Source organism: Paenibacillus montanisoli, assembly GCF_003268025.1.
Classification (GTDB): Bacteria; Bacillota; Bacilli; order Paenibacillales; family Paenibacillaceae; genus Paenibacillus_Z; species Paenibacillus_Z montanisoli.
The window spans coordinates 89,945-112,013 of record NZ_QLUW01000002.1; the positions used below are offsets into that span (position 1 = coordinate 89,945).

At 48.0% G+C, this 22,069-nt stretch carries 23 protein-coding genes; 2 read left to right on the top strand and 21 right to left on the bottom strand.

The window, feature by feature from the left end:
• Positions 1-251: 251 nt before the first annotated feature.
• From glgP to DL346_RS09665, 4 genes are all read right to left on the bottom strand, one after another.
• Positions 252-2,429 (bottom strand): alpha-glucan family phosphorylase, encoded by a 2,178-nt coding sequence (gene glgP / locus DL346_RS09650; protein WP_240633113.1) that lies wholly within the window; start codon positions 2,427-2,429, stop codon positions 252-254.
• A 269-nt stretch (positions 2,430-2,698) separates the two neighbouring features.
• Positions 2,699-3,406 carry a chloride channel protein gene (locus tag DL346_RS09655; RefSeq protein WP_112881936.1) on the bottom strand — a complete coding sequence of 236 codons (708 nt, stop codon included), beginning with the start codon at positions 3,404-3,406 and terminating at the stop codon, positions 2,699-2,701.
• A gap of 15 nt (positions 3,407-3,421) precedes the next feature.
• Positions 3,422-4,411, bottom strand: a complete 990-nt coding sequence (locus DL346_RS09660; protein WP_112881937.1) for an aminoglycoside phosphotransferase family protein — start codon at positions 4,409-4,411, stop codon at positions 3,422-3,424.
• Between the two features lie 17 nt (positions 4,412-4,428).
• Complete coding sequence (locus DL346_RS09665) at positions 4,429-4,959, bottom strand: RDD family protein (RefSeq protein WP_112881938.1); 531 nt, start codon at positions 4,957-4,959, stop codon at positions 4,429-4,431.
• A 157-nt stretch (positions 4,960-5,116) separates the two neighbouring features.
• Here DL346_RS09665 and DL346_RS09670 point away from each other — a divergent pair, with 157 nt between their 5' ends.
• A complete protein-coding gene (locus tag DL346_RS09670) occupies positions 5,117-6,004 on the top strand; it encodes an immunoglobulin-like domain-containing protein (RefSeq protein ID WP_112881939.1) in 888 nt (295 codons plus the stop codon).
• Positions 6,005-6,045: 41 nt separating this feature from the next.
• Here the strand turns inward: DL346_RS09670 and DL346_RS09675 are convergent, their stop codons facing one another.
• From DL346_RS09675 to DL346_RS09695, 5 genes are all read right to left on the bottom strand, one after another.
• Positions 6,046-6,444 (bottom strand): reverse transcriptase-like protein, encoded by a 399-nt coding sequence (locus DL346_RS09675; protein ID WP_112881940.1) that lies wholly within the window; start codon positions 6,442-6,444, stop codon positions 6,046-6,048.
• 9 nt (positions 6,445-6,453) lie between these two features.
• Positions 6,454-6,954: a GNAT family N-acetyltransferase gene (locus DL346_RS09680; RefSeq protein WP_112881941.1), complete on the bottom strand. Its 501-nt coding sequence runs from the start codon at positions 6,952-6,954 to the stop codon at positions 6,454-6,456.
• Between the two features lie 21 nt (positions 6,955-6,975).
• Positions 6,976-7,728, bottom strand: coding sequence for a hypothetical protein (locus tag DL346_RS09685; protein WP_112881942.1), 753 nt, complete (start codon positions 7,726-7,728; stop codon positions 6,976-6,978).
• 11 nt (positions 7,729-7,739) lie between these two features.
• Positions 7,740-8,540: an EcsC family protein gene (locus tag DL346_RS09690; protein ID WP_112883041.1), complete on the bottom strand. Its 801-nt coding sequence runs from the start codon at positions 8,538-8,540 to the stop codon at positions 7,740-7,742.
• 238 nt (positions 8,541-8,778) lie between these two features.
• On the bottom strand, positions 8,779-9,867 hold the full coding sequence (locus DL346_RS09695; protein WP_112881943.1) for a mandelate racemase/muconate lactonizing enzyme family protein: 1,089 nt from the start codon (positions 9,865-9,867) through the stop codon (positions 8,779-8,781).
• 172 nt (positions 9,868-10,039) lie between these two features.
• Between DL346_RS09695 and DL346_RS09700 the strand changes: the two genes are divergently transcribed.
• Positions 10,040-10,744 carry a protein-glutamine gamma-glutamyltransferase gene (locus DL346_RS09700; RefSeq protein WP_112881944.1) on the top strand — a complete coding sequence of 235 codons (705 nt, stop codon included), beginning with the start codon at positions 10,040-10,042 and terminating at the stop codon, positions 10,742-10,744.
• Positions 10,745-11,355: 611 nt separating this feature from the next.
• On the opposite strand, the gene DL346_RS29435 is transcribed toward DL346_RS09700, so the two are convergent.
• The 12 genes from DL346_RS29435 to DL346_RS09760 form a co-directional block, all read right to left on the bottom strand.
• The gene (locus DL346_RS29435; protein ID WP_112881945.1) at positions 11,356-11,451 is read right to left on the bottom strand and encodes a sporulation protein YjcZ; all 96 of its coding nucleotides are present in this window, start codon (positions 11,449-11,451) and stop codon (positions 11,356-11,358) included.
• A gap of 31 nt (positions 11,452-11,482) precedes the next feature.
• Positions 11,483-12,499, bottom strand: a complete 1,017-nt coding sequence (locus DL346_RS09710; protein ID WP_112881946.1) for a GNAT family N-acetyltransferase — start codon at positions 12,497-12,499, stop codon at positions 11,483-11,485.
• 80 nt (positions 12,500-12,579) lie between these two features.
• The gene (locus DL346_RS09715; RefSeq protein WP_112881947.1) at positions 12,580-14,835 is read right to left on the bottom strand and encodes an ATP-binding cassette domain-containing protein; all 2,256 of its coding nucleotides are present in this window, start codon (positions 14,833-14,835) and stop codon (positions 12,580-12,582) included.
• Between the two features lie 154 nt (positions 14,836-14,989).
• Entirely contained in the window at positions 14,990-15,388 is a 399-nt protein-coding gene (locus tag DL346_RS09720) for an SRPBCC family protein (RefSeq protein WP_112881948.1), read from the bottom strand.
• Entirely contained in the window at positions 15,385-15,708 is a 324-nt protein-coding gene (locus DL346_RS09725) for an ArsR/SmtB family transcription factor (RefSeq protein WP_112881949.1), read from the bottom strand. Before DL346_RS09725 ends, DL346_RS09720 begins: the two co-directional genes overlap by 4 nt.
• 236 nt (positions 15,709-15,944) lie before the next feature.
• Positions 15,945-16,259 (bottom strand): CD3324 family protein, encoded by a 315-nt coding sequence (locus tag DL346_RS09730; protein WP_112881950.1) that lies wholly within the window; start codon positions 16,257-16,259, stop codon positions 15,945-15,947.
• 345 nt (positions 16,260-16,604) lie between these two features.
• Positions 16,605-17,465 carry an FAD binding domain-containing protein gene (locus DL346_RS09735; RefSeq protein ID WP_112881951.1) on the bottom strand — a complete coding sequence of 287 codons (861 nt, stop codon included), beginning with the start codon at positions 17,463-17,465 and terminating at the stop codon, positions 16,605-16,607.
• Positions 17,459-17,926, bottom strand: coding sequence for a (2Fe-2S)-binding protein (locus tag DL346_RS09740; RefSeq protein ID WP_112881952.1), 468 nt, complete (start codon positions 17,924-17,926; stop codon positions 17,459-17,461). Before DL346_RS09740 ends, DL346_RS09735 begins: the two co-directional genes overlap by 7 nt.
• Entirely contained in the window at positions 17,923-20,082 is a 2,160-nt protein-coding gene (locus DL346_RS09745; RefSeq protein ID WP_112881953.1) for a xanthine dehydrogenase family protein molybdopterin-binding subunit, read from the bottom strand. Before DL346_RS09745 ends, DL346_RS09740 begins: the two co-directional genes overlap by 4 nt.
• Positions 20,083-20,109: 27 nt before the next feature.
• A complete protein-coding gene (locus DL346_RS09750) occupies positions 20,110-20,721 on the bottom strand; it encodes a nucleotidyltransferase family protein (RefSeq protein ID WP_112881954.1) in 612 nt (203 codons plus the stop codon).
• 94 nt (positions 20,722-20,815) lie between these two features.
• A complete protein-coding gene (locus DL346_RS09755) occupies positions 20,816-21,133 on the bottom strand; it encodes an XdhC family protein (protein ID WP_112881955.1) in 318 nt (105 codons plus the stop codon).
• Entirely contained in the window at positions 21,130-21,954 is an 825-nt protein-coding gene (locus DL346_RS09760; protein ID WP_240633114.1) for an XdhC family protein, read from the bottom strand. The genes DL346_RS09755 and DL346_RS09760 overlap by 4 nt, the downstream gene beginning before the upstream one ends.
• Positions 21,955-22,069 lie beyond the last annotated feature (115 nt).

Sequence of the window (22,069 nt, forward strand, 5' to 3'; positions counted from 1 at the left end):
GAAAACAACAAGGCTATTGTTGCCACTGATCACCTAAAGTACACCTTTTTCCACTCAATTTCTTGAACAATAAAAGGCGCCCCCAATAAAGGAGCGCCATTCAGTTTATTTCGTTCGTTTACGGCGACTTCAATATATGATCGAATCAGAAAAAAATTTACATAATGATAATTATGTAAACTAACCGGATGTGGAAGAACAAGCTGCCGATATAATCGGCAGCTTGTTCTCATAGAGCTATCGTTCTTCCGTTATCCCCAAGCGGACAACTCCATCTCAAAATCGTTTGCGAAATCAGGGCTGATCGGCGTGACCCGCACGTTCACGTTGGCCTTCCAGAGGTTGATCGAGACGTCGGGATAAGCGCCCTCATAGACGTACAGTCCCTTCGCTTGCTGCTGTACCGGCTCCAGTTTCACCTTCCAGATGCCGCAATGGCCGTCGGAGCCGACCGCTTCCACGCGAACGTCCTTGTGCCAGATGGCGCCGAGTTGAATTTCGGCGCGGAAAGCCGTCTTGTTAAGCCCGATCCTGCTGCTTTGATCCGCCATAATGTCCGCTTTCCTGACACGGACGCCGGACCAGTTGTTGCGGATGAATTGCTTGTAGGCAGCAACCCTTGACGCGACCTCGAAGTTATCCGCTGCGAACCGCTTTCCTCTTTCGCTCGCGGGGACATAAACCTTGTGCCAGTACTCGCTTACCATTCGGTGGGTGTTGAAGACGGGCGCAAGCGAACAAATCGATTCCTTCATTAGATTGACCCATTCCATCGGGACCGTCTGATCATCACGCTTGTAAAACAGCGGAATAATTTCTTCCTCGAGCAGCCGATAAAGCGCTTTACTGTCCTGCTTCGTCTGGTGCTCGAGGTCGCCGTCCGTTGCTCCCTCAATAGCCCAGCCGTTTCGCCCGTTGTAGCCTTCCACCCACCAGCCGTCCAGTACACTGCAGTTGAGCACGCCGTTCAGGGCGGCCTTTTGCCCGCTTGTGCCGCTCGCTTCCATCGGCTTCACAGGCGTGTTGAGCCAAACGTCGACGCCTTGAACAAGCTTCTTCGCCTTATCCATCGCATAGTTTTCAACAATGTAAACGCGGCCCTTGAACCTTTCTTCCCGAGATAGCTCCACAAGCTTGCGGATTAAATCCTGCCCCGGTCCGTCTGCCGGATGCGCCTTTCCGGCGAAAACGAGGCATACTGGGCGATCCTGATCGCCAAGGATGCGCGCGAGCCGCTCCGGGTCGCTAAAGATAAGCAGCGCACGTTTATACGTCGCAAACCGTCGGGCAAAACCGATGATCAATGGCTCTTCGCCGAAAGTGGTAAGCGGCAGTCCAAATTCCTGGAGCATCTTGGATTTCGCCCGCTGATGCTCCTCCCACAGCTCATTGTGCGGAATATGCCGCACAGCGGCCCATACTTCTTGTTCTGCTGTGCGGACAGTCCAGTCGGACGGGAGATGCCGGTCGAAGAGCTCCTTCATGCCGGAAGCCAGCCATGTCCCGACATGGATGCCGTTCGTGACCGAATCGACTGGAATATCCTGTTTCGGAATATGAGGCATCCAACGGTGGAACATCTCCCGTGTCACATCACCGTGCAGTTTGCTCACTCCGTTCACCTTCGACGATGTACTGACGGCAAACCGCGTCATGTTGAACGCGCCGCCCAAACGGCCGAGCGACAGTACCCGCTCTCTGTCAGTCCCGAGCTGCCAGTAATAGTCGCCGAAGTAACGATCCATCATGTCGATGGAGAAGACATCATGCCCGGCCGGAACCGGTGTATGCGTCGTGAAGACGGTGCTTGCCTTGACCGCTTCGAGTGCCGTCTCGAAAGGCACGCCTTCAGCGGACAGCATGCGAATTCGCTCAAGCGTTAGAAACGCGCAGTGCCCTTCGTTCATATGCCAGACGTCCGGCCGGATATCTAGCGCCGCAAGCAGTCTCGCACCGCCGATACCGAGGATGATTTCCTGGCTTATTCGGACGTCATGATCAGTAGGATATAGTTTGTCAGTCAAGCGGCGATCCGAGCCGCTATTCGATTCAACGTCCGTATTAAGCAGGTACAGCGTGACTGAGCCCAGCTGCACGAACCACGCTTTCGCATACACTTGCCTGCCATTCAAAGGAACTGCGATGATAAGAGGCTGACCTTTATCATCCCGCAAGAGTTGAACCGGGTAGGCGCTCGCCTCCAGGTCAACCTCTGGAAATAGATGCTGCTGCGAACCGCCATCGTCAATACGCTGCTGGAAATAACCGTTGCCGTAAAATATGCCTACGCCCGTAAGCGGAATATTCATATCTGCTGCCGCCTTGATATGGTCGCCTGCCAATATGCCAAGGCCGCCCGAGTAAATCGGTAAGGATTCATCAAGGCCGAACTCTGCCGAGAAATACGCAACACCGCCGTTTTGCATCATCCCACCTCATTATGTCAAAAATTGCGCTTCGCTATATAAGCGCCAAACTTGATGCCTTAATACTATATGCCGGTTTATGGTACACGTGCCTATGGAAAGCTACAACCGCCCCTTTTGATTCTATTTCAGCAGTCAGCGGAACATTCGGGCAACTCCGATTGAGTTTTCCTAAACAAGAAAAGACCAAGGGCAGCAGCTCCCTCAGTCCTCTACATGCTATTCCCGATATTTAATCTTCTACCATTCTTTCCCCTGCATGTTGCATGACTTTATTTAATCAGGGCTGATACCACTGCAGCAACACCGCAAGTGATCAAGGTGGGGATCATCATCTCGATATCGTGCGTAAGCTCCAGTAAAAAAATAACCGTTGTCATCGGTGAACGCGTAACGCCTGCAAATAATGCGGCCATGCCCAAAATAGCCCAGACACCGGGATGCGGACTGTGAAACACATGGGCAACCCAATTGCCTAACGTTCCGCCGATGATTAGTAGCGGAGTGAGAATGCCGCCCGACGTGCCGGACCCTAGCGCAATAATCCAAACGGCAGCCTTAACAAGTAAAAAAACAATAGCCATTTTTAAGACGAATTGACCTGCTGCTAATTGGCCGATCGTATCATAACCCACTCCGAGCACCTGTGGAATCCAGTATCCCCCAACCCCGATGGCAACAGCACCGATCGCTGGCCACCGCATCCAATGTATGGGGAGTTTTTCAAATAATTCCTCCACCCCATAAATCGCTTTTGTTAGAAGATAAGCAAGGAATGAACCAACAATCCCAAATAATAGGGATAAGATCAAACTGGAAGGATGGGAATCAGGTACGACGGTGCTTGGGAAAACGGCTTGATTTCCAATCACCAGTGTTCGCGTGAAATCAGCATTGCCGCTTGCTAAGGCGATCGGAACCAGGCTTCGTAGACGCAATTCGAAAGCTAACAATTCAACCGCAAACAATACGGAAGCGATTGGCGCATGGAAAGACTAGTCAGGAAGAAAACCTAACCTGCTTGCGGCTGCTTTCATTTCACTGCTTATTCCGAGGATAACTTCGCGAGAAGATCCTAGCAAATACTGCGGCCAATGAACCAGCATGGTATGCAGCTTATCGGCATCGATCACGTCTCTAACGGAACGAATGGATAGGTTCTCCCGCAAAATGTCATTAACTGTTTCAGTATAGACTTCAATTACGGCATCGGATGAAATCGGGTTTCCGCTTGCACTTGCTCTTTGAAGAAAAAAAGAAACGTCCTCCGGGCCGCTTGCGATGCATACTTCCTGCCAATCGCTAATCACCGGTGAGTTGTCCGCTTGTTGCAACACGTTTTCCATATGGAAGTCACCGTGGCATAATGTCCTCGGAAAATGATGTTTTAACGAAACCATATCTTCCAGCCTGCCCATCATGTATTCGATTTGTCTAATAGATACGAGGTTTTCGTTTGTGTTTCTCTGCATGCTGCCGAGAATTTCGTTCCAGGCTTGTACAGCCGCGTTTTGGGCTGCGGTTGAAACAACCTCATTTTTTTGCGTCAGCCATTCGAAAGAAGCTAACGAGCTTGCGTCATTCCAGAAAACCGCATGCAATCTTGCTATCATCCGGATCTTGTCGAAACAAAGCTCCGAATTCCAACGACTCGGCTCAGGAGTTTGATGGTATGCCTTAAGAAGCAATCCAATACCCCCTTGCTCATCTACGAAGGAGCCGATCAATTCGGGAATTGGAGTTTCAATGATCGAGCTCATATCAAGGTAAAACCGCTGCTCTCTTGACGCTCTCAACCTACCATCGCGATTCATTTTCGTATCCGTATATTTTAAAATCATAGGTTTATCGTTCAATTTGATTTCATAAAGATTCGAGCCGCTTCTTCCAGCGTTTATCTTTGCGAAAGTAATTGCGTTACCAAGCGTATAACCTAATCTTGACAAGCAGCGATTGATGAATTGATAATCGGATGACGCTTCCAATAGGCTGATTCCCCCTGCTATTTACGATTATGTATAACATTCGTGCCGGCGACCCAGTCGTGAATCGCTTTTCGCTTTTTATTCGCCAGCGGAAATACCAAATAGATTACAATTGCTGCATTAACTAAGATAAGTATAGCCATTAGGGCATTTTGAGGAACAGCAGACGGCAGTCGGAGCCGCCATATGGCAAAATGCGCGGTTTCCCACGGGATGAATTTTATAATGGACCGGAGAATGGAAGTGAATAGATCAATCCTGTGGCCGCTACTATTGACGACTTGAAGATTCAACTTGCGTTTACCGATCGTCCCCATTGAAAGCGAGGCTTCCGATAACACGAAATAAGCCATAACCGGTAATGTAATCAACATAAACCCCGTTAGTTCAGCAACGATCGGACTGCCGGACATTAAAGGAGTGAGCACAGGCCGCAGCAAGAAAGAGAGGAATACGAGACAAACCCCGTATCCCGAAATGACCAAATAATCGATGAAAAGCGCGAACAACCGCAGATGATAGGGAGAAATGAGCACACTCTTTGTCATCAAGGATACCCCTCTTCTATTTTCTTGAATTCATTCAAGGCAGTTACCGCTTAATCCTGCCCGACCACATCTATTCTAAGAAAATAATGGTATGCGGTCTACCTCCACGTAACATTATCTTTTCTTCCACCGTCAATTATGTAAGGGTGGGTTATCATTGAAAAAGTTGCTTCTACTCGTTGCGTTCGCTCTGGTACTGTCAGCTTGCGGGAGTAAAGCAGATCCCGACTCTGCATCAAACACAGATCAATTCGTTCAAGCGGTTGATCCGACGATCGCGCAATTAAAGGATTTTGCAGGCGATCCCGATACGCAGCAAAATTCGTCCTTGCTCCCTCATGATCAAGCATTAACCGCGGCAGCTGCGGATTACGGACCTAGAACCGGAAAATGGTTCGAGGGTGAAAACGGATTTAATATCCTGACATCTACCGTTTACGGGGAAGTCAAGGCGGGATCGGTGATCGGTACCGGATTAAGCAAAATTCCAGAAGGTCGTTCCGTACGGTTCCAAATCACGAGCCGCGACAGTAAAGGCAAACGATTGGCGTTGATTAAGGATGAGATCGCAGATAGCAGCAATCTTGTAGATGGTCGTCTCGATTTTTCATTCAAGTTGCCTGAGCAGCCGAACACGAACTATATCCTTAGTGTCGAAATTCTTGGCGCTGAAGATGTTGTTGAAGATACATTTCTATGTCCAGTCTATGTGCCGGCTCACGAGTTGAACGCTCGACTAACGGTCAAACCGCCGGAAGCTGGCGCCGATCAAACCGAATTAACGCTATATAATGCCGGTCCTACCAACTTATACTTTGGTTATGGTTACTCCATTTACCGCAAAGTGCCCGAAGGCTGGATGCTCGTACCTGATGACAGCGCTGTAGTAACTATAGGCCTTCAGGCAAAACCCGGCGAGTCATTCGTCGAGAAGGTTGTGTTTCCCCGGAAGCTTGAGGCCGGACAATACCGGATCGTTAAGAGGCTTGACGGCTATATGACCGATTTGTCTGCTGCATTGGGTGCGGATTTCGAAATAAAATGAACAAGAAGACCTCAACATCGGTTGAGGTCTTCTTTGCTAACCTAGTTTTTAGACCTATTGTTTCGGATTGCAGCTCTGGACAATTCATCCGCTGTTTTGTTTTCAGAGCTTGCCACCCACATGATAAAAAACAAATCAAATTGTCTCGTAAGCCGAAGTGCTTCTTGCAGAAGAGGCGCGATATTTTTGTTCTTCACAAACTCTTTTTCAACGGCCTGACTTACATACTGTGAATCAGTCCGAAATGAAACTGATTTGTATCCCTTTTCGATACATATTTCCAGTGCGTGAATAAACGCACGGTATTCTGCTTCATGGTTCTCCATGTCGCCTAACGGAATGGAAAACCGCTCCACTTCACCATTATTTTTAATAAATATGCCCGCACCGCTAGGACCCGGATTGCCGGCGCTGGCTCCATCAAAATAAACTTCAATCATGGCGCATCCTCACTGAATTTCTTTTTCCATAATAAAATCATCCATTACGTATCCGTTCCCGATATCAGCAATTTGTACTTGTATGGTCCGGAAGCCTTTTTTCTTATATACCGCAATGCTGGATTCGTTATGACGATTGACCGTCAACCAGATACGGCTTAGCTTTCTTTCTTTGCAGAGCTGCTCAAGGAATTCAAACGCGTGGCTGGCATACCCGCGTCCCCGGTGCTCCTTGCTTATATAAATCTTGCTAAGGAAAAGCTTGCCCTCGTCTTGTCTGACTGACATATATCCGACATTGGCTCCATCGTGATGGATGGAGTAATATTCATAGCCCTGATGATGGATCTGATCCGTTATCGCCGAAATCGATTGGAATTTGTTTATCATGTATTCGATCTGCTCACTAGAAATAATGGATACGTAATAATCGCGCCATATCACTGCTGCCAATTGAGCAACCTCGGAAATTTCGTCCGCAGTATTCACTTGCGGGAACAAAAGCCTCATTACAGGTGACCGCCTTTCATGTTAGACCTTACGCCAAAAGTGCGTGATCAAATCCTGGTATCCTGCTTCAATCAAAACGGTATCAATTTCATCCCTTAACGAAATAAACGCGGACTCTCCAGCTAACCATTGCTCGCAAAGCGATACAATCATCGCTCCTTCATTGTGGTTATTCTTCAGCCAGATACTTCTCCACTTCGGATATGGGTATGGTTCATTCCGTGCCAGGAAAGGTAAAACTAACGCAGCTTCAATTGTTTTACTCATGATAAGTGATTTGCCAAGCGGTTCTCTAGCCGCCGAAACCGTTATTCCAGTTCGAAAATCTTTATATGACTTTGTGATAGAATCAAAAATGGCGAAATGGAAACGTTGTGTTGCTTCATCGAGAAGTTTGGTTAGGATCTGTTCGCGATCCCGAATTGAAACTGCGTGTTGGTATATCCATAGAACCTCAGGATCGCTTCCAGTTAAACGATTTCGGAGCCATGACAATGGCCTGATTTTGATATCCACTAAAGGTTGATGGGCTGTATCATGAACCCAGAGATTTTGGACTCCGCCCGCCTCTTCGAGTATAGCAGTATGTTGCGAATCAGGTAAGATGAATTCGATATCAAGGTCAGAAGTTTCGTTAGACATTCCAAAAGAGTAACTACCCGTTACTAGAATTAAAGCTGTATCCATTGTTTTGATTATTAAGGGGTACGCACGCTGCTGTTTTAGCGCTCCATTGAAATAATCAGAAACCAGCTTTTGAACGTATGCATTCATATCCTATACTCCTAGTTCAACTTTTCGAGAATTCTGCGCTTCCGGTACATCATTTTACCTGTTTCCGTGACATTCTGAAGAGTGGAGCGGTTCAGATAGGCACCGAACAGGATGCCTGCGATCGGAATCATTTGAAACATCTTTTTCCAGCCGAAGTTGTCCCTGTACGTAAACATGACCTCGCGCCAGCCCTGCAGCTGGGACATGACCTGTCCGCTTTTCTCACCCGAATGGAAAGCGGCGAGATCCTCAAGAATCGCTTTCTTGCCGACGATGTCGGAGGAGGAAAATTGCAGGCACTTGACAATAAAGATCCGCTCCGATTGATCGGTCGGGTCGTAGCCGTAGCATATCGCGATCTCCTGCAGCGCTTTAAGTGAGATGCCAAGCAGGAGCGGAATGTCGATCGCGAGCGTGAAAATGCCGCCGATTCCCGTAGTTGCGCCTTGCACCGCCGCCGTCTTGCTGCTTGATTCGATAATGCTGCCAGCCATCTCATCCATTCTGCCGAGCGGAAGCTGACCGATCCGGTCCGATGCCGGTAGTTCATCCCGCGCCTCATTCGGGAAAAATTTGCGGTACATCTGCTCCTTGCTGATCAGATAGCGTCCACCGTTCTGGACATAGCTCCCGAGCTCGTCAAGCGCCGTTCCTATCTTTTCCTGGATGAACTTCGGAGTAATCCGGTCCAGGAGGGCAAAAGGCAGCCTGCCGAGTTTTTCCCAGAAAAAAAGATCCTTCTGTTCGTGTTCCCATTGTTCGATTAGTCGTAATTCCGACTTTAGATAATCCGCTGTTTCTATATTCGTCATCATGGAACGAGCACCTCGTTTGGAAATATCAGTTTAGCCATACATACTGTAAAATGCGCCGCGACGTTTCATAAAATGTAGAATTGTGACGCAGCTCCTATTCTTACCATTCTCCTCATGATGGCATAAAAAAAACCATCGTCATAGATGACAATGGTTTAAATCGTCCAACTATCCTTTCGCAGCAACTGATCAAAGGCCATCCTTTGCAGGATGGCCTTCAACCGTAGCCAGATCTTTACATAATGGAAATCGCTGTTTCCCTCACCCTTTTCTCGTTTACCTCTAATCCAAGCCCCGGACCGTCCGGCACGAATAAATAGCCATCTTTAAACTCCAGTTGATTATGAAATAACGCTAATAACTTATCATTATGCCCGGTGAACTCTTGATGGTACATCGCATTGGAGACTGAAGCGCAATAATGTAAACTTGCGGCGGTTCCGATCGTCGGTTGGGTATTATGGACGACGATTGGTTTGCTGAAAGCCTCACACAAGGCAGCTATTTTTTTTGCTTCCGTGATTCCGCCGCATTTTACTAAATCCGGCTGGATAATATCCGCTTTACCTTGCAGGATTAAATCTCGGAATTGCCAAAGCGTGTATTCATGCTCCCCTGCGCTAACTGGGGTATCAAGCGCATCAGCTACCTGTGCCATGGCTAAATAATCGTATTGCGGCGTTGGTTCCTCAAACCATGCAAGTCCGACGTGCTCCTCCAGATAGCGCCCGATCTGAATGGCTTTATGCGCTGTATATCCATTGTTCGCATCAAAGCCAATTTTCACCTCGTCTCCTACGGCAGCGCGGATCGCTTTCATCATAGGAATCGCAGGATCGTTAGCAATCTCTCCCTTTAAAGGTCCATAGTTCATGCGCAATTTTAGTACCGTAAAACCATTTTCCACCTGGGAGCTCATGATGCGCGCAACTTCATCAACCGTTGCTCGTCCATCCCATCCATAACTGTAATAAATATTAACGCGATCCCGAAATCTTCCCCCTTGCAGCTCATAGATCGGTTTGTTCGTCGCTTTGCCGATAATATCCCACATGGCAAGATCAATGCCTGAGATCGCTTCCAATTGCGCGCCGGACGGGCCGAGTTTATAGGGCGCAAGCAGCATCTTTTCCCACAGCACTTCAACATCAAACGGGTTGCCGCCAATGACATGCGGCTTCAAGGCATGTACAGCCATGGCTTGAAGAACATGTCCGCCCATCGGTGAGCATTCCCCCCATCCGCTTATCCCTTCGTCAGTCTCCAGTTTAATAAATAGACTGCCCCATGGGAAAAGAAATGTGGTCATATTCGTTATTTTCACTGGTTTACCTCCTTGTACAACGGTTATTCAAATTATTCTATTTATGTATAAGAACTCCTGCAACCGATCGTAAAACGGATTGCCATCGTTTCGTACTGAGTACGCTGAAGCACATGCATACTCCATCGCCCATACAATGGAATAGGCATGCAAGCAGGAGGGCGGAACCGACATGCAATTCGAACCGACGTTACGGGCGAATATTATAAAGGCGGCCAAAGCTTTGAGCCGAGGCGGAGCGGAATTCGAAACTTTTCGCACATCGTTTTGCAATCAAGATTATTGGATTTTGACGAATGAAGGCGGATTTCTGCTGAGGAAAAGCGAAACACCATCCGAAGGCATTCAGGACATTTTTTCGAACGGAAAAAAATACGGCTTCGAATGCGCGACGGCCATCATCATCATTATATACAAAGGCGTTCTGGACACGCTTGGAAACGATCAATTCAACAAGCTGTTCCCAAATCTGCACCTGTACTCCTGGCAGATTGACAGCGATCTAGGGCTGATTCAGGAACATGCGCCCAGCGCTAATGCGCAGCCCGGCGACGTGTTATACTTCAAAAACCCGGAGGTTGATCCCGAGGAAATGGAGTGGCGGGGCGAGAATGTCATCAAGATAGACGACGATCTCTTTTTCGGGCACGGTATCGGCATCAAAAACGCGAAGGGAATCATAAGGGCCCTGAACAAACACCGCGTTCCTCAAGCGACGGAATCCGCCTACTTAGAAGACCAGTTCATTTATCCCGATTTTGACAATTTGTCCAAATACGCGCCAGCCGACATGCGCAAATTCAGCCATAAAGCCGGTCGGCCGAACCCAAACGCGGTTTGCGCGAGAATCGGCGCGCGGAAGTATATCCGGAATTAGTCGGAACGTATGAATGCCGAATAAGAGCAGCTGCCGCGTCGGTCTGCTCCATGTTAATTGCAAGGGGCGTTCCTCCGTCATTATGAGTGACTTTGGGAAGCCCCCTTTCAATTATATGCGATGATATGCAGTTATCTTAATACCCTTTGCATGGTCCTCCAGCAACTGGCGAAACTGGATAAGGTCCGGGATAACCACCAACGCCGCCAAAGCAGCCACAGATTACAATGACTAGAAGAATGAAGAGCACCAGAATGACACCTGCGCTAGTCATAGCACCACCTACATGACCGGACATTGAATTCCACCTCCTGAACATTAGAGTCCATATAAGTTATGTCCGTGTTGATGTATTGGATTGGGTGTTTGGAGGGGATGCAACTGTTCGGGTATAAATGCCTAGTCACGGCACGATCCCGCTGAATGGAAACGGCGCTTCCTATATGGAAGCGCCGTTTCGTTTTTGCAGTTGGTTTTTTATCGCTTCCCACAGCTGAAGAGCCAGCTAGGCAAGTTACTGTAGACTATTGGGTCAGTTAAGCTATGGATCACAGGATGGCCGCTGCATGTTCTTGTACCCCTCTGTTTACATGGGAAAAATTTCGCTCCACTTATCTAAAGCAACCACAGATTACAATGACAAGCAGAATAAAGAGTACCAAAATCGTGCCTGCGTTCGTAAAAGCTCCACCTACATGACCGGACATTGAATTGCACCTCCCGGAGATTAGATTCTATTCAAGATATGTCCGGGATTATGTATTGGATTGGGTGTTTGGTAGGGAAGCAATTGTTCGGGTATAGCTGCCTATCTTGTTGTGCGCTTACTAACTTCTGCATACGAAGCTCACAATCATACTTCATCCACCCCAGTTTTTCATTAACTCTTGCCATGGAGTCGTTTGTTGATCGGTTCGAAGTATAAATACTATCAATTCCAATCGACTTGGCGTACAATATGCCCTTCAACTTGAGTGACGTAGCAATGCCAAGATTTCTGAACTCCCTGCAAACAGCCGTGAAGCTTTGCGTGAATGCGTGATTTGGACCGCTAGAATAATGCGTATAGCCGACATAACGCCCTTTATGAAGTGCGATAAAAAAAGCTTCCGGTATGATTTCAGAACGATATAACCACGAAGTATCCGTTCGCGGTCGCCTTAAATGGGATGGCAGCTCATCTGGAAAATCGATGTTGGTTTCCAATACCAGTTGTTCTAAGAGCTTCATGCAATCTGGCCGTGATGACTGCTCTTCAGCCAAAGTCCTAATGATGATTCCGTTCTTGTTCAATTCACTCTCGATATGGAGATAAGAGTCAATGTTAGCCGATTGAACATCAAGGATTTGTTTGACCATACGATGATTCTCGCTAAACCCTTTCCCTTCAAAAAAATTAATTTCATTAGTGTTTTCAGGGAACAAACGCACTTCAATTGAATATGGGGCCGCTATATTAATGACTTGCTCCATTTTGTTATAAAGATCATGAATGATTTCCCATTCGTTGAATTCGTTTTTTACGACAAGCTCTAATCTTAGTCTGATTCCGGGATGAATCTGTTCTGTTATCAGAGCGTATCCTTGTATGAGACCTGTTTCAATTTCTGCGATTACATACTTCTCTATCATTCGGGCGCTCATTATATTGTCAACTAGCGAAAACGAACCTTCTTTCCCATCATAAAAGGATTTTGAAATGCGCAATACCTGATCAAAATCATGAACTTCATATTCTCGGATAAGGTGCTGCAACGAGTACACCCGCTTTCTCTACATCCTTGTAAGCTGAGAAAAGGCAGCCATGCTTTTCTAGCCGGCTGCCCTCGAGTTCTTTACTTCAAATATATTCCCGTGATCGACTGCTCCGCATGGGTGATCTGCAAAGGTATGCCTTCGTACACGACCTGGCCGCCTTTGCTTCCTCCGTCCGGTCCCATATCGATAATCCAATCCGCTTGGCTGATCACATCGAGATTGTGCTCGATGACGATCACCGTATTGCCGGCATCCACGAGGCGGTTCATGATTTGCAATAGGAGACCGATATCAGACATATGAAGGCCGGTCGTCGGCTCGTCCATGACATAAATACTGCCTTTCTTATGCAGCTCGCTTGCCAGCTTGATGCGCTGGCACTCACCACCCGAGAGAGTGCTCATCGGCTGGCCGAGCGTAATATAGTTTAGTCCCACATCGCTCATCGCCTGGAGCTTGCGAACAACTTCTTTGAGCTGAAAAAATTCCAATGCCTGCTCCACAGTCATCTCCAGCACATCTGCGATCGATTTGCCGTTAAGTTTGTATTCGAGCACCTCTTCTTTGAAACGTCTGCCTCCGCATACCTCGCATGGCAGATCTACGCTGTCCAGGAAGGAAAGGTCGATCGACACGACGCCCTGTCCTTGGCAGTTCTCGCAAGCACCCTTAGAGTTGAAGCTAAACAAGCCTTGGTTGACCTTATTCGCCGAAGCAAACGCCTTGCGCACGTCGTCCATGATGCCTGTGTAGGTCGCTGGATTCGATCGTGATGACACGCCTATCGCCGATTGGTCGATGACGATCGCATCCGCATGCTGGCTTAGAAATACGTCGTTAATCAGCGTACTTTTGCCTGAACCGGCGACACCGGTAACAACGGTCAGAACGCCGGTAGGAATATCTACGCTTACGTTCCGCAGGTTATGCAGCGTGGCATCCTTGACAGACAGCTTGCCGGCTGGCTGCCTGCAATCTTGCTTCAATTGGAGCGGCCGCTTCATAAAGTTGCCTGTCAGCGTACCTGACTCCAATAATCCTTCGAAGCTTCCCTCAAAAACGATGTTCCCGCCGCGGCTGCCTGCGCGAGGCCCGACGTCTACGATATGATCCGCTACCTTTATCACATCGGGATCATGCTCGACTACTATGACGGTATTGCCTTTGTCACGAAGCTTCTGAAGCAATTCATTTAACCGATGGACATCGCGGGGGTGCAAGCCGACGCTGGGTTCATCGAAGATGTACGTGACGTCAACCAGGCTGCCGCTCAGATGTTTGACCATTTTGACGCGCTGCGACTCTCCGCCGGACAGGGTATCCGTCTCGCGATCCAGGGTCAAGTAGTCAAGTCCGATATCGACAAGATGCTGCAGCCGCTCCGACAGCGACTTGACGACAGGCGCTGCAACAGGATCATCAATCTCTCGAATGACGCGGATGAGCTGCCCCACTTCCATGGCCGACAGATCCGCTATGTTATGACCATTGATCTTGCAGCTGAGCGTGGCCTGACTGAGTCTCGCACCATGGCAGCTGGGGCACGTACCCTCTATGATGTATGGCGCAACCGTTTGCTGCGTGCGCTCGGACATCGTCTTCAAGTCTCTCTTAATGTATTTGTTGGTGAATTTCTCGATGACGCCTTCCACTGTAATGTTCATGGCTTTCCCTGCGAAATCCATCTCTACTTTTCTCGCCTTGGCGTGTAGAAGCTGCTCCATCTCCTCATTTGAATAATCGCTCAGCTTCTTGTCGAGATCGAAAGCTTTCGACTGCACGAGCATGTTCATTTCCCAGCTGTCCACCGCATAGCCCGGTAGCAAGATTGCCCCTTCATTCAACGACTTGGACATGTCCACTGCTTTGCTCATGTCGACGCACATGCTGCGGCCGATCCCGTTACACTCAGGACACATGCCTAGCGGATCATTAAACGAGAACATGTGGGAGGGTCCAACAAAGGGCTGTCCCACACGGGAGAAGAGAAGACGCAAAATTGGCGAAATATCGGTAATCGTACCCATCGTGGAATGGGAGCCGCCGCCCAGCCGCTTCTGGTCCACTATAACAGCCATGCTCAAGTTCTCGATCGCGTCCGCATCCGGCTGCGGAACGCGCGGCAGGAACGTGCGCACGAACATGCTGAAGTTCTCATTCAGCAATCGCGTGGATTCAGCGGCTATCGTATCGAAGACGATCGATGACTTGCCGGATCCGGATACCCCGGTGAAAATCGTGATCTTCCGCTTGGGAATGCGCAGGGACACGTTCTTCAGATTATTTTCCCTCGCACCCGAGATTTCGATAAACTCCTGAATAGATTTGCTCATGCGAACATCCTTCCGATAGCGTCGTCAATTTCTACTCCATTGTACCATTCAACGTGCATACTGAGTCCGACAAAATGGAAATTGAATCCTGTCCGAATGAACATAAACCGGCTGCATGTCATTTGCAGCCGGTTTATGTTCACTCTGAATGCCGTTATTGTTCCAACGCCTGTTCGAACCCGCCGAACCAATTGCCCCAGCCATACCTAGCGCCTTCGAGTCCTTGAGCATTCGAGAAGCCGGTTTGTTCGAGATGAAGATTAACCTTTCCATCCCCTAAATCCTGCAGCGTCCAGGTGACGATGTGCTCCTCTCCGCCGCTGGCAAACGTATAGGACAACTTGTTTGGTTCGTCCACGATCAGCACTTCACCGTTAATAATGCCATCCCACCATTCGGATGGCTGCGTGCGAAACTGAAAACGATGTCCTACGACTGGTTTAAAATCATTTTCCATAATCCACTTCGCAAGCTTGTTTGAATCGGTCAAGGCAGCCCATGCCTTCTCGATCGATGTTGTGTACTGATAATCCATGGATAATGCTAGACTCATTCTTCTTCCTCCTCAAATAGTTGGTTCAATCGCAACATATTCATACTCCAGAACTTGCTGTAGAAAGCTACCCAATCTTGAATTTCTCTGAGCGGGGAGGCATTTAACCGAAACCGCGTTTCTCTGCCGACTTTTCGGTCCACTACAAGTCCTGCCTCTTTTAGGATTGTCAAATGCTTGGATACCGCGGTGCGGCCCATTTGAAACTGTGCCGTTAATTCGTGAAGCGGCAGTTCATCTGCCTCTGCCAACAGACGAATCAACCTGCGCCTGGTTGGATCCGCAATCGCGTCAAAAACATCCCGGTTGTTCTCGTTCACAACACCCTCTCCTAAGTATTGATATCCCCCAATCAGACACCATTTGGTGACGCTTTTGATTATAGGCCACCATTTGGTGTCGTGTCAATACCGTTTTTTAATCTCAACTTGTATACCGTCAGTCAGCCTAAAGTGCCAACAATTGACTATTATACCCCGTTTTGGTTCGTTGACACGCAAAAAAGCCGCGATTTACGCGGCCTTTCATGTAAACATATTGTTATCATCGGTTTGGTTCAGTGTTTGCCTGCCTGTACAGCTTCGTACGCGATCGGCGCAGCTGCACTGCGCAACTTGATGATAATTTTTCGAATGCTCTCGCTGGACAGATGATACTGCCGTTCAAGCTCCTGTACGGTGCTTCCGTTTGCGTAGCGCCGGTAAATTTCCTCGTTGCGCTGCTCGATCATAACGCGCGACCCGCTCTTTTCGCCCCATGCGGCGCGCTCGCTCTGCTGCTTCGGGATATACAGCAGTTCTCCTTGTATATAGCGCTGTAGCTCTTCCAATAGTCTAGGGGGAAGCACATCTTTTCCATTTTTGTAGTTCAACGTAAACCTCCTTAATCGTATCGGCCATTGCAACGCCAGCAGTAATCGATTTGTTCACGTTTCCTTCCCCCTCTCATCAAAATAGAAAAAACACGATTAGGCAACGCAATCGCGCTTCTTTTACCAGTATAATTGAAACGGTTTATCCCGTCATCCATTCGATTTGATAAAAGGGAGGCCGCAAGGCCTCCCTCTGTATGGCGATTTCCGCTTTAGGCGGAAATCACCTCCGTGTGCTTGATCAACTGAATCAGCTCCTTTCGCGAAGATTTCGTCGGCCCGACATCTATATTAAGCCATACGATGATGCGCTCGGGCAAGCGAAAGAACGGATATAGTCGTTTTTTACGCGCGAACTTCGAGAAAATGCCGCAATAAGTTTAATGCGACTGTTTTCCGATAAACGCCCGTAGAGCGGTGATCATCGATTGGTTTCAACAGGCTTTCAAACTCAGCAACAATTCCGTCAATGACTTTATCGTTAAGCGGAAAAGCTTGCCCGACTAATTTTTGTTCAATATCCGCGGCACGTACAATGGTTGGTCCAACCGCACCGAAAGCTAATCGAGCATCCTGAATACGGCCTTCGTCCCAGCGCATCGAACCGGCAAACGAAATTTTGGTTATGGCATCCGCTCTTCTGTTCGCCACTTTCTCAAAAACAAAATAAGGTTGAACTTCCGGCACCTCTGGCAGAATGATTTCCGTAACGAGTTCGTCTTTCAATCGGTCCACTTTTCTTGGCCCCTGAATAAAATCCCGAATCTCTGCTGCCCGTTCTCCTTTAGCGGATCTCAATCGTATTTTTGCGTTAAAGATATATAGTAAGGGCAAAGTATCCCCTGCAGGTGAGGCGTTGCAAATATTCCCGCCGATCGTACCTCGATTTCGGATGGCCGGCGCGGCAATTTCTTTCATTGCTTTTTTAAGTATGTTCGGTATGAGGTGGTGCTCCATCATTTCGCTATAGGTGCAACAAGCGCCTATATGAATGTCTTGATTCACCCGATAAATCTGCTTCAATTCCTTTAAATGATCGATAAAAACGACGGGTTTATCAAACCTGCCAGGGGCCCCTCTCGGACTTTTCCGCTGTACCATGAGATCCGTGCCGCCCGCAATAAGCTGGCAGTCTTCCTTGCTTAGTTGAGAGAGGGTTTCATCTAAACTTTTCATTCGGTAGGATGCAATGGCCTTCGTCACCATAAGCCATCACCCTTTTTCGCGGCTAAGTCTATCGCATCCACAATCATGTTATAACCGGTGCAACGGCATAAATTTCCGGAGATGCCCTCACGAATCTCTTCTTCTGTCGGGTGTGGATTTTGGGATAATAGGGCTTCGCTTGCCATAATCATGCCCGGTATGCAGTAACCGCATTGAACGGCGCCTGCTTCGGAATAGCATTCACTTAGTAGTTGAAATTGTTCCGTGTTGCAATAGCCGTCAATGGTGATAATCTCAGCTCCTTCAATGGCGCCAATGGGAATGAGACAGCTATTTTGCACAAGTTGATTGACAAGGACGCTGCAAGTTCCGCATTCTCCATCGCCGCAGCCTTCCTTCGGACCGATCAATTGAAAGTCATCTCTTAATAAATCGATTAATCTTACCGTGGCCGGAGCGACTGTTTCTACTTCTTTTCCGTTCAGGATAAACTTAATCAATCGCTTCCCCCCGCCCTCTTAGTCAATCGTTCGATAATCAATTCCGGCGTAACAGGAATTTGATAAAAGTCGATTTGCAATGCATCCTCAATCGCGGCTTGAACGGCAGGAGCTCCTCCCGTTAGAGGCAGCTCTCCTACGCCTTTCGCGCCATAAGGTCCGCCGGCAAAAGGATTATCATAGAGCTTGCTCTCAATATGGACAACATCCATTGCCGTGGGAGGTCCATAGTCTGAAATGCTTTTTTGCTCGATCCTGCCTGATTTAGACGTCATTTTTTCCATAAAACCGTATGCGATTCCTTGGGCCATGCCACCGTCGATCTGGCCTTTAACAATTTGTTCATCAATCGCTTTTCCGATATCGAAGCTGCCGTATACTTTTTCCACTTTCACGTTTCCGGTTAAGGTATCCACTTCGAGTTCAATCAAATTGACTCCCCACGAGTAGGCCGGATAAGCATCTCCGGAAAATTTCTCCTCATCCCATGGGATCATTTCTTCATGAACGTAGTGTTCGACTGCCTCCTGAGATACGCCGGATTGCCATCCCGCTTTCATTTTGCTTGCCGCCCGTTCCAGCAATTTGCCGACGATCATCGTGGTTCTGGACGCTACGGTCGGACCGGAATCAGGAACTTCTTTCGTATCCGGATACGGAAACGAGACGTCTTCGTAAGGCAGGCCAAGCTCGTTGGCTACTATTTTACTCAGCGTTGTCAACGCGCCCTGCCCCATATCCGAATTGGATATCTTGATCAGCACTTGATCGTTTTCTGTTCTTGCTAGCTTTACAGTAGCCTTAATATGGTCTCTTTCCCCACTGCCGGTAAATCCGCAGCCGTGCAAGAAGAAGGAAGCTCCTATTCCTTTTTTATACCGCTTATTATGTTGGTTGAAGGCATGGAACTCAGCTTTTTTCTTTGCGTATTCCACGGTTTGCAATAAATCTTGGATCATGTCGTCGATCAAAACCGGATCTTTAAATCTCCCGCCAGTAATGGTGGGATCGCCTTGTTTCACGATATAGTTTCGTTTATATTCAATGGGGTCCCGATTGACCTTCCCGCTAATGTGTCCAAGCAGGCTTTCAATTGCCGCAAAGCTTTGCGGTGCGCCAAACCCTCTAAAAGCTCCATTGGGCACCGTATTGGTTTTCAGCGCATACCCTTTAGCATGAAAGTGCGGAATCTTATAAACGCCTGCACTGTTTAATAAGGACCTCTGCAATACGACTGGACTTAAACCTGCATTCGCCCCGCCGTCAAGGTACAGCTCCACGTTCATGCATAGGATATTTCCTTGTTCATCTAAAGCCGTTCGATAGATAAATTTAGCGGGATGTCTCTTTGTCGTTACTTCAAAATCCTCTGCCCGGTCAAACAACAGCATGACCGGTTTTTGGACAGCCTTAGCGGCTATGCCAACATGGCAAGCCATCAAAGACGGGAAATCTTCCTTTCCTCCAAACCCGCCGCCCGTAGGGCTTTGGATCACCCTAACCTCATCGTCCTTGCATGCCAGTGCACTAATCAATGCGTTTTTCACATAATATAGACACTGCATGGATCCTTCTACAAGGATTTCCTCGTCCGTATAGATTCCGAGCATGCCTTGGGGTTCCAAATAAACATGCTCTTGATAACCCGTCACGTACTCTTCTTCTATGATTTGATGAGCATGTTGTTCGATAGCTTTAATCACGTCGGAACGTTCTCCAAATTCATGACTGGCGAATACGCCCGTGTGATCCTTTTGCCTGATCGCTTCTTCCAAGGTAAGGATCGCTGGATGTTCTTCAATATCCACCTCAACCTCATCCAGCAGTTGATGAAGAATGTCGAACTCTGGGCCAACGAGCATGAACATGGGCTCGCCAATATAAGTGACCCATTCATCGGCAAAAATGGGCTGATCTTTATGCAGCAACTTGACAAAATTAGCCCCGGGGATGTGTTCGGCCCCAATCTTTGCATAACCTTCAGGCAATGGCGGCAGCTGTATGGATCGTACTTTGCCGTGAGCGATAGGCGAACGATACAAAACGCCATAGAGCATCAAGTCTACTTTGACGTCGCCTATATAAGCGAGTTGACCCGATACTTTCCCATCGTGATCTTTCTTTTTCACAGAGATACTAATATCCTTTGCATTCATAGGAGCGGCACCCCTTCGGAATAACGGTTATCGTTTCTTGCCGCATGCGTTGAAATATTCGGTTGCTTGTTCAAAATCTTCCGGCGTATCCAGATCCATGAGGACACCAGGATCTTCTAGATTCAGATAAGTCTTTTCATAACCTTGAAGAATCTCTCGCAGATTGCTATGAGCCGGGGCTTCAAGAATCCGTGTCTTGATTTCCCCTGCTAATTTAATCGGGTGTCCGCCTTTCAACCGAAAACTTGGAATCACAACCTGCCCCTGTTCGATTGCAAGATTTCGAATTGTAACCTTATCGACAAGCGGACAATCCCCAGGCGTAATAAAAAAACTAGACGCTGCCACTTCTCTGCAGCCTCTTTGAATGGAACTGAACATCCCTTGATTAAAACTTGGATTGACTACGCATTCGATATCCATGTCATACTTGTGATTGTTCATCATCTCTGATACAGCTTCTTTTATTCGTTCCGCTTCGAATCCGCATACAACGATAACTTTCTTGCATATGCCTTCAAATTTGGAAACGGTATGCTCCAATACGGTCATCGTCCCAAGTTTCAAGGTCATTTTAAATTCGGCTGCTCGACTCGAATAGCCTGCTGCTAGGATGACCGCTTCCATCGCTTCCACCATTTGGCCTCCCTAGTGTAGATAATATATGCTTCTGAAAAATTCGTATAACTTGGATAAGCTCTAGCACGCGTTAGGCAGATATACGCATCGGTCCTCAATGAATGGGCTCAATAAATACAACCTGAATGCCGCCGCAGATCCCTCCGTCTTCGTAGAACAGCCCTGCAGTCAGATCAACCGTGTGCTGGGTGCACTTTTTTTCGGCTATCACTTGAATGGCTTGTTCAATCACTTCGCCTTCCCCGCAGCCACCACCGATCGTCCCGGCAATTGTTCCATCGGCATAAATGATCATTTTGGCGCCGACCTTTCTGGGCGTAGAACCTTTCGTGCGAATTACGGTAGCCAGCGCCGCGTTTGCACCGGTAGATTTAATCTCCACGATCCGTTTCAGCAGCTCAAGCTCGCTCATTCATCTTCCACCTGCCTGTCCACGATAAAATGGCCGATTTCTTCTTTCAGCGATTTACCGGATTTATGGTTCTTCACCCTTAAAATTTCCGCCAATACACTGACTGCGATCTCTTCGGGCGTTTGTGCGCCAATATCCAGGCCTATCGGGGCGTATACATGCTCGAATTCGGAATCCGGATAAGCCTCATGGAGCTGAGAAAATACGCCTGAAATGCGTCTGCGGCTGCCGATCATTCCTATGTAAGGAACCGAAAGATGAAGGATTTCGCGGAGAATCGCCACATCATATTGATGGCCGCGCGTGAGCAGCAAAATATAAGGCTTATCCGTTATGTCCAAACTTCGGAAATAGTCCATATAGGGTCTGCAAATCACCTCGTCTGCCCAAGGGAATTGATCAACATTCGCATATTGAGGCCGATCGCAAATAACGGTGATATAGAACCCCAGTTTTTTGCCCATTTCCACCAAAGGCTTCGCCACATGCCCGGCTCCAGCAACGATTACATGGAGCGGCGGCGGGTATACGTCCACAAAATATTCCATTTCGCAGAATGTTGTTTGCAAGATGAACGTTTTAGACTTTTGATGGGCCAATGCCGTTCTCGCATTGTCTAAGACAGGCTGCCATTCTGCCAATGCAAGCTCTTGTTCACACCATGCTTGACCATCGGAGTATGCCAGCAGCTTGGTTCCCACCTCAGCCGCACTTAGCCGACAGGGATGGCTTGAGACATGAACACGGATCCTTGTGACTGTGATTAAAGCAACCCCTATTCGATTTTCGATGGAGGAAATCAGTCTCTGATCAAGTTCCATGGATCTCGCCCTCTCTGCTAACGAAACTTCTTTTTTATTACTATATTAGTTAATAGTTATGAATATGAGGTCGATCCATCAAATGAAACAGGGAGCAGCTGCCGCGGCAGTCGCT

What these genes read in the sequence shown, in the direction of transcription:
- glgP (WP_240633113.1), bottom strand. Translation starts at nt 2,429, where the DNA reads ATGATGCAAAACGGCGGTGTTGCGTATTTCTCGGCAGAGTTCGGCCTT.
- DL346_RS09665 (WP_112881938.1), bottom strand. Translation starts at nt 4,959, where the DNA reads ATGACAAAGAGTGTGCTCATTTCTCCCTATCATCTGCGGTTGTTCGCG.
- DL346_RS09675 (WP_112881940.1), bottom strand. Translation starts at nt 6,444, where the DNA reads ATGATTGAAGTTTATTTTGATGGAGCCAGCGCCGGCAATCCGGGTCCT.
- DL346_RS09680 (WP_112881941.1), bottom strand. Translation starts at nt 6,954, where the DNA reads ATGAGGCTTTTGTTCCCGCAAGTGAATACTGCGGACGAAATTTCCGAG.
- DL346_RS09685 (WP_112881942.1), bottom strand. Translation starts at nt 7,728, where the DNA reads ATGAATGCATACGTTCAAAAGCTGGTTTCTGATTATTTCAATGGAGCG.
- DL346_RS09690 (WP_112883041.1), bottom strand. Translation starts at nt 8,540, where the DNA reads ATGACGAATATAGAAACAGCGGATTATCTAAAGTCGGAATTACGACTA.
- DL346_RS09700 (WP_112881944.1), top strand. Translation starts at nt 10,040, where the DNA reads ATGCAATTCGAACCGACGTTACGGGCGAATATTATAAAGGCGGCCAAA.
- DL346_RS29435 (WP_112881945.1), bottom strand. Translation starts at nt 11,451, where the DNA reads ATGTCCGGTCATGTAGGTGGAGCTTTTACGAACGCAGGCACGATTTTG.
- DL346_RS09715 (WP_112881947.1), bottom strand. Translation starts at nt 14,835, where the DNA reads ATGAGCAAATCTATTCAGGAGTTTATCGAAATCTCGGGTGCGAGGGAA.
- DL346_RS09720 (WP_112881948.1), bottom strand. Translation starts at nt 15,388, where the DNA reads ATGAGTCTAGCATTATCCATGGATTATCAGTACACAACATCGATCGAG.
- DL346_RS09735 (WP_112881951.1), bottom strand. Translation starts at nt 17,465, where the DNA reads ATGGTGACGAAGGCCATTGCATCCTACCGAATGAAAAGTTTAGATGAA.
- DL346_RS09745 (WP_112881953.1), bottom strand. Translation starts at nt 20,082, where the DNA reads ATGAATGCAAAGGATATTAGTATCTCTGTGAAAAAGAAAGATCACGAT.
- DL346_RS09750 (WP_112881954.1), bottom strand. Translation starts at nt 20,721, where the DNA reads ATGGTGGAAGCGATGGAAGCGGTCATCCTAGCAGCAGGCTATTCGAGT.
- DL346_RS09755 (WP_112881955.1), bottom strand. Translation starts at nt 21,133, where the DNA reads ATGAGCGAGCTTGAGCTGCTGAAACGGATCGTGGAGATTAAATCTACC.
- DL346_RS09760 (WP_240633114.1), bottom strand. Translation starts at nt 21,954, where the DNA reads ATGGAACTTGATCAGAGACTGATTTCCTCCATCGAAAATCGAATAGGG.